The sequence below is a fragment of the Streptomyces albidus (ex Kaewkla and Franco 2022) genome (assembly GCF_013870515.1).
GTDB lineage: Bacteria > Actinomycetota > Actinomycetes > Streptomycetales > Streptomycetaceae > Streptomyces > Streptomyces albidus.
Genome location: NZ_JACBXA010000293.1, coordinates 1 through 6,578 on the forward strand (window position 1 = coordinate 1; position 6,578 = coordinate 6,578).

Sequence of the window (6,578 nt, forward strand, 5' to 3'; positions counted from 1 at the left end):
CGGCCCTCGCGTTCGTGGTGCGGCTGCTGGCGCTGCACTTCGGGTGGCGGGCGCCGCGCGCCTGGCACCGGCGCTCGATGGTGGACGACGCCGAGCCGGGGAGCTGACGGGCGGCACCGGCGCCTTCCGCGTACGCCGAGGCCGTCCGCGTGTGCCGTCTGTCTGCGGCGTGAGGTGTCTGACAGCGCACTCGGCTACCCGTGAGTAACATAGGCGTGTACGGTGCTCACATGTCCGAAACCCTCTCCGCCGAAAGCGCCCTGAGCGAGTTCGACCGGGACACCTCCGTGAGACTCCGCGAGCCCGGCGTGTACGTCACGTGTCTCTCACCGGGCTGGGCCATCGGCCAGGCCCTCAACGGCGGTTACCTCCTCGCCGTCATCGGTCGTGCCCTCAGCGACGCGCTGCCGCACCCCGACCCCTTCACCATCACGGCCCACTACCTCTCGGCCACCACCCCGGGCCCGGCGACCGTTCGCACGAGCCTGGCCCGCAACGGCCGTACGCTCTCCACCGGTTCGGCGAGCCTCTTCCAGACCGGCTCCCTCGGCCACGAGGTCGAGCGCATCCGCGTACTCGCGTCCTACGGCGACCTGGACACCGTTGCCGGCGACGTCCGTACGAGCGCTCAGCCGCCGGCGATGCCGCCTCTCGAGCAGTGCTTCAGCGCTCACGACAACCCTCAAGGCCCGGACGCCGGGCCCGAGATCAGCAAGCGCCTGAACCTGCGGCTCGACCCGGCGACTTGCGGCTGGGCAGTCGGTGCGCCGAGCGGACGCGGTGAGATGCGCGCCTGGTTCGGGCTGGCCGACGGCCGCCAGGCCGACCCCTTCTCGCTGCTGATGGCGGTCGACGCGTTGCCGCCCACCGCCTTCGAGTTGGGCCTGAGCGGCTGGGTGCCCACGGTCGAACTCACCGTGCACGTGCGGGCCCGCCCGGCGCCCGGACCGCTGCGTGTCTCCGTCACCACCGTCAACCTTGCGGGAGGCTTCCTGGAGGAGGACGTGCAGATCTGGGACAGCGCGAACCGGCTCGTGGCGCAGTCCCGTCAGCTGGCCAGGGCCAAGACGGACTGAGAAGGGGCGGGACGTACGGGGACGTCCGGCCTGCTACGGCGTGCGCCGGGTTCCGTCCACCGGGCCGTCCGCCTCCCGGCGGAAGAACCAGCTCATTCTCGGCTCCACCGCGAAGCGCAGCGCCCGGCGCACCGGGGATGTGCACAGGGCCGTCATGCCGCAGGCGGCGACCACCGTGACGACGACGCGTCCGACGGGATGCCCCGCCAAGTCGGCTCCCTGCCTGCCGAATTGCTGGAACAGCTGCACCGGGAAGACGTGCAGCAGATACGCGTAGAGCGTCCCGCCGCCCAGCGCGGTGAACCACATGTGCCTCTCGGGAACCCACGCCAGGAAGCACGCTGTCATCACCAGCGCGCAGCCGTACGAGGCCAAGGTCATCACCGCGCCCAGCCACGCAGGCAGGCCCAGCTCCTGGGCGTTCTTGTCGTGCAGGAACGGAGCCCCGGAGATCAGCGGCACGGCCCAGTAGGAGACCAGCAGGGCGGCTGCGGCGACCGGCACGGCCAGCAGGCGCACCGCGCGTCGCCGCACGAACCGGAAGTGCTCCGGCCGGAGTTGGAGCCCCAGCACGAAGAAGGGCAGGAACTGCGCCACCCGCATCAGGCCGAGGTCGTCGTCGATGGTCGGCGTGACACTCGCGGCGACGGCGATCACCACCGAGACCGGGAGCGGATGGCGCAGCAGCTGCCAGAGGGGTGCCGACAGCCGCCACAGGCACAGGGCGAGGAGGAACCACAGGGCGAACCCGGGTTCCTGGAAGCTCAGTTCACGGTCGGGGGCGGCGCCCGTCCAGCGGGCGAAGAAGGTCTGGAGCGTCTGGAAGGCCGCGTACGGGACGAGGAGCCCCGTGATCAGCCGCCTCACCTGGCGTGGACTGCCCTCGAAGTTGCGCGAGAGGAAGCCGGAGACGATGACGAACGCCGGCATGTGGAAGCTGTAGAGCAGGTAGTAGAGGGCGCTGGTGACGCGGCTGTCCGCGGCCAGCGGAGCCCACACGTGCCCGACGGCGACGAGCACGATGGTGAGGTACTTGGCGTTGTCGAGGTAGGGGTCCCTCCGTCTCCTCGTCCTCCGCTCCGCACCGGGCGGTCTCGCATGCAACCCACGTGCGGGGGAGGCCGGTTCAGTGCTGAGCGGAGGGAGAGGCGCCCGCTCGATACCGACCTGCAGCATCTGCGGCACGCTAGGAGCGGCAGCCGTCGCCCGAGGATTTTCTGTATGAAGTCGCGTTTCCCGGCGGGTGAAGGCGGTGTGAAGGGTACGGTCGGCGGCTGCCGGGAGCTGTGCGCCCGGAGGGTCGCGCTGGTCAGCCGCGCATGAAGTCCAGGAGCTCTGCGGTGAGTTGGGCCGGTGCGTCCTCCTGCACGAGGTGCCCGGCGCCTTCGATGAGGCGGAGCTGCGCGCCGGGGATCAGGCCGGCCAGCCTGTGCGCGCGGTCGACGGGGATCCACGTGTCGTCCGTGCCCCAGCACACCAGCACCGGCAGGTCGATCTCCCCGTAGCGTCCCTCGATCTCGTCCGTGAAGCGCTGATCGTTCTGCGCGATCTGCCGGTAGAACGCGCTCTGACCCGTCTCGCCCACCCACGGCGCCACAAGCTGATCCAGCACCCGAGGGTGCAGACCGTGCGCGCTGGCCGAGCTGATGTACTCGCGTACGAGCGCCGCGTGCAGCGTCGGCGGCAACTGCTCGAACACCTCGGCCGCACCGCCCAGCAGCCGGTATGAGGGTGAGCCCCACGGAGCGAGCGCGACCGGGTCCACGAGTGCGAGGCGCTCGTAGGCCGCGCCGTGCAGCAGGTGGGCTCGCAGGGCGACGGAGCCGCCGAAGTCATGGGCCAGCACCGCCGGCCGGCGGGAGCCCTCTGCGCTCAGCCCCCAGTGTTCGAGCAGTTCGGCGAAGATCTTGCCCTGCGCGGCGAGGGACACGTCCTGCCCGTCGTACTTCTCCGAGGCGCCGTAGCCGGGCATGTCCCACACGTGGACGTCGAACCGCCGGGCGAGCGCGCGAGCGGCGCTGCGCCAGGTGTAGGACGACCAGGGTGTCCCGTGCAGCAGCACGACGGGCGGCCCCTCCGCCGGGCCGAGCCGGCCCCAGCGGACGACGCCGGAAGAGCTGTCGTAGGTGCGGTCGAGAGAGCTCACCCAGTCATCGGCCATGTGTCACATTCTCGGCCCTTCCGGTCGGGCATGTCATGCGGTCAAGGGGTGGAGGGGACGCCGGAGCGCATGCCGGCGGACACGTTCGGTGAGACGCGTCGCGCGCCCGGCACGCATGAATTGCCCGGGCTCTTCCGGTTACCCGGCCATGGGAAATGCAGGGCCGCCCGAGAGAAAGCGAGAGAGTTGTGACATACGCAGTGAAGAGCACACTCCGGGACGAGGACCTCAAGACCGTCGGTGAGGCCTTGCAGGGCGCCCTCGTGGACCTTGTCGATCTCTCACTCGTCGCCAAGCAGATCCACTGGAACGTGGTGGGGCCGCGCTTCCGCTCCATCCACCTTCAGCTCGACGACGTGGTCGACACCGCGCGCAGCTACTCGGACACGGTCGCGGAGCGCGCCTCCGCACTCGGCCTCCCGCCGGACGGCCGCTCCTCGACCGTCTCCGCCGCGAGCCGCATCGACAAGGTCACCGACGGCTGGCAGAAGGACACCGACGCCGTGCGGACGATGGTCGGCGCCCTGGAGGCGGTCATCTCCGGGGCCCGGGAGCGCATGCGGTCCGTGAGCGAGCCGGACCCGGTGACGGAGGACATCTTCATCCAGCTCACCGGAGACCTCGAGAAGCATCACTGGATGTTCCAGGCCGAGAACGGCAGCTGAGGCCCGCCGGGCAGAGCCGAAGGGGCCGCCCGGTACGTGAGTCTCCGGCCGTCCACCCGTACGCGGGGGGCGGCCGGACTTGTGTGCCGACTCGATCTGGCACACGGACGGCGGGCACGGGCCGCTCCGGCACGGACGGTCGGGTGTCAACTTCGGGTTGACGATCCCTGACTGTCAACCTACGGTTGTCACATGACGAATCCTTCCCGCCCCACCAACCAGGTACGGCTCGACGATCTGATCGACGCCATCAAGAAGGTGCACACCGACGCCCTCGACCAGCTCTCCGACGCGGTCATCGCCGCGGACCACCTCGGCGACGTGGCGGACCATCTGATCGGCCACTTCGTGGATCAGGCGCGGCGCTCGGGCGCGTCCTGGACGGAGATCGGCAAGAGCATGGGCGTCACGAGGCAGGCCGCCCAGAAGCGCTTCGTCCCGAAGGGCTCCGGCGAAGCGTCGGATCTCGACCCGAGTCAGGGGTTCGCGCGCTTCACCCCACGCGCGAGAAACGTCGTGGTCGAGTCACAGAACGAAGCGCGCGCCGCGGGCAACGACGAGATCCGCCCCGAGCATCTGGCCCTCGGGCTCCTCAGCGAGCCGGAGGGGCTCGCGGCGAAGGCGATCCTCGCGCAGGAGGTGTCCCTGGACGCGGTCCGCGAGGCGGCCACCGGGCAACTGCCCGCGCCTTCAGAGCAGTTGCCGGAACTCATCCCGTACGACGCCAAGGCGAAGAAGGCGCTGGAACTCACTTTCCGGGAGGCCCTGCGGTTGGGGCACAACTACGTCGGCACGGAGCACATCCTGCTGGCGCTCCTGGAGTTCGAGGACGGCGAGGGCGTGCTCAGCGGCCTCGGCATCGACAAGGCGACGGCCGAGGGGAACATCAGCAGCGCACTCGAAGCCATCGTCGCCGCGCACAACCAGAAGTGAGCTCGGGCCCGGCTCCTCGATGTGAGGCCGGGCCCGAAGTCACAGGCTGAACAGGCGAGTTGAGCACGGGGACGGCGAGCCCAGAGGCCCGCACGATGCCGCTGCTGCTCGCTGGAAGGCAAAGTGCACGCACTCAGGAGTCTGCTCGGTCTCAGGCGAGAGCCAGTGGTGTAGGGGATGAGTCCTCACCGTCGCCTTGCGCGAGTTGGAGGAGCAGATCGCCCACCGTTGCTTCCTGGCTGAGTCCGAGTTCCGCAATGGGACGCGTTCCAGGCAGTGCTCGGGATGCCACCCCGATCAGCTTGAGTTCCCCCTCGTCGACGCGCGTGGCAAGCAGACCGCTCATGTCCTCGGGCGTGATCTGCTCCAGGACCGTCCGCAGTCTGTCGGTCGGCAACGCACATGCCACGACGAGGCGACTGTGCTCCATACGAGGCAAGGCGGAGACCGTCTTCAGGACGGCGGCGTCGTGCAAGGCGCCGTGCAGGAGTTGAGCGATGGCGACTCGTTCGTCGGTGCGATCGTCCTGCGGAACCACAACGGCGACCACGGGCCTTCCTTCGTCCATGGCCCTCTGCCACTGTGGCAGCATCACGTCGATTGCGAGTGCTTCCTCCCGCAGCGGTACGTGCACGTCGTCGCCCTCGCCCACCGCGTTCAGCCAGGCGTTGACCTCGCCCCAGCGCCACACCGGTGAACGTCCGGCCGTTCCCTCCGGCTCCGGGAAGGTCTCGCTGCGCCGGCGCTCACTCTTGGTCCATTGCAGAACGTTCTGCCGGCTCCGGCGCGTACGCTCCGCGATATCCGCGACTCCGACGAGGTCGGGATCGAGTCGCACGAGCCGCACAGCTGGCAGCACGCGCCGCAGACGAACACTCAAGCGGTGCGCGGCGTCCACGGCTCCGGAACCGTCACCGGACACAGTCAGAAGTTGCCGCCCCCTGTGTGAGGCGAGCAGTCCGTCGAACTCGTCGAAGACGACACCGACATCGAGGTCGCTCTCAGCGGAGACGCCCTCGACGACGAAGAGAAACTCGTAGTCCATTGTTCAAGCCCCTGTCAGCTGGCCCGTTTCCACGCGGTGCCGGACCCCCGGCAAGCACAGTTACCCACTCCAGTAGGTGTTGTCAATCGACAACACCAGGTTTGCCGTATCAACGAGCCTCATGCTCGTGGGGGTCGGCGCGGATCGCCTTCAGGCAGCGGGCATCGTGCGGCCATGCGCCCGATGCGGCTGGCGTGACGGGCCGCATTCTGGGGTGTACCGCTGACGGGGATGGTCGTACAGAAGCATGGGCAGTAGAGGCGGCCCCAGTGTCCTTCCTTGCGGAGAGCCCACCCGTCGGAGGTCAGCTGTTTGAGGAGCCGCCGGACGTCCTTGTCCTGATGGTCTGCCGCTGACAGCTCTCGTCCGACCATGCACGTCCTCCTCAACGCCGACATCGCGCCACCAGTTGATGACCCATCAGATGAAGACGCACAGTACGTTGAGGTTCCGACAATCCGCCAATCATGCAGGGTTGTGCCGAACTGTCCACGTTGCGGGGGTAATTGTCCGCCGCCTGCCCCTTTGGCGATGTACCCACGGACGGCACGGAGTCGCTCAAGCACAGAGGCCATCGTCGCCGCGCACAACCAGAAGTGAGCTCGGGCCCGGCTCCTCGATGTGAGGCCGGGCCCGAAGTCACAGGCTGAACAGGCGAGTTCGGTCAGACGGACATCAGACCGTCGGCGGCGGTCCGA

6 protein-coding genes and 1 pseudogene are annotated in these 6,578 nt (G+C 68.9%); 4 read left to right on the plus strand and 3 right to left on the minus strand.

Annotation, left to right across the window (positions count from 1 at the left end):
• A pseudogene (locus H5J26_RS31705) lies at window positions 1–107 on the plus strand (trimeric intracellular cation channel family protein); the annotation flags it as partial.
• A 123-nt stretch (window positions 108–230) separates the two neighbouring features.
• Window positions 231–1,076, plus strand: a complete 846-nt coding sequence (locus H5J26_RS26970; protein ID WP_181768578.1) for a thioesterase family protein — start codon at window positions 231–233, stop codon at window positions 1,074–1,076.
• Window positions 1,077–1,109: 33 nt separating this feature from the next.
• On the opposite strand, the gene H5J26_RS26975 is transcribed toward H5J26_RS26970, so the two are convergent.
• Window positions 1,110–2,252 carry an acyltransferase family protein gene (locus tag H5J26_RS26975; RefSeq protein WP_181768579.1) on the minus strand — a complete coding sequence of 381 codons (1,143 nt, stop codon included), beginning with the start codon at window positions 2,250–2,252 and terminating at the stop codon, window positions 1,110–1,112.
• Between the two features lie 133 nt (window positions 2,253–2,385).
• On the minus strand, window positions 2,386–3,237 hold the full coding sequence (locus H5J26_RS26980; protein WP_181768580.1) for an alpha/beta fold hydrolase: 852 nt from the start codon (window positions 3,235–3,237) through the stop codon (window positions 2,386–2,388).
• 155 nt (window positions 3,238–3,392) lie between these two features.
• Between H5J26_RS26980 and H5J26_RS26985 the strand changes: the two genes are divergently transcribed.
• Together H5J26_RS26985 and H5J26_RS26990 are read left to right on the plus strand one after the other, a co-directional pair.
• Entirely contained in the window at window positions 3,393–3,902 is a 510-nt protein-coding gene (locus H5J26_RS26985; protein ID WP_181768581.1) for a Dps family protein, read from the plus strand.
• 192 nt (window positions 3,903–4,094) lie between these two features.
• On the plus strand, window positions 4,095–4,835 hold the full coding sequence (locus tag H5J26_RS26990) for a Clp protease N-terminal domain-containing protein (RefSeq protein ID WP_181768582.1): 741 nt from the start codon (window positions 4,095–4,097) through the stop codon (window positions 4,833–4,835).
• A gap of 151 nt (window positions 4,836–4,986) precedes the next feature.
• Here the strand turns inward: H5J26_RS26990 and H5J26_RS26995 are convergent, their stop codons facing one another.
• Window positions 4,987–5,880, minus strand: a complete 894-nt coding sequence (locus H5J26_RS26995) for a helix-turn-helix transcriptional regulator (RefSeq protein WP_181768583.1) — start codon at window positions 5,878–5,880, stop codon at window positions 4,987–4,989.
• Window positions 5,881–6,578 lie beyond the last annotated feature (698 nt).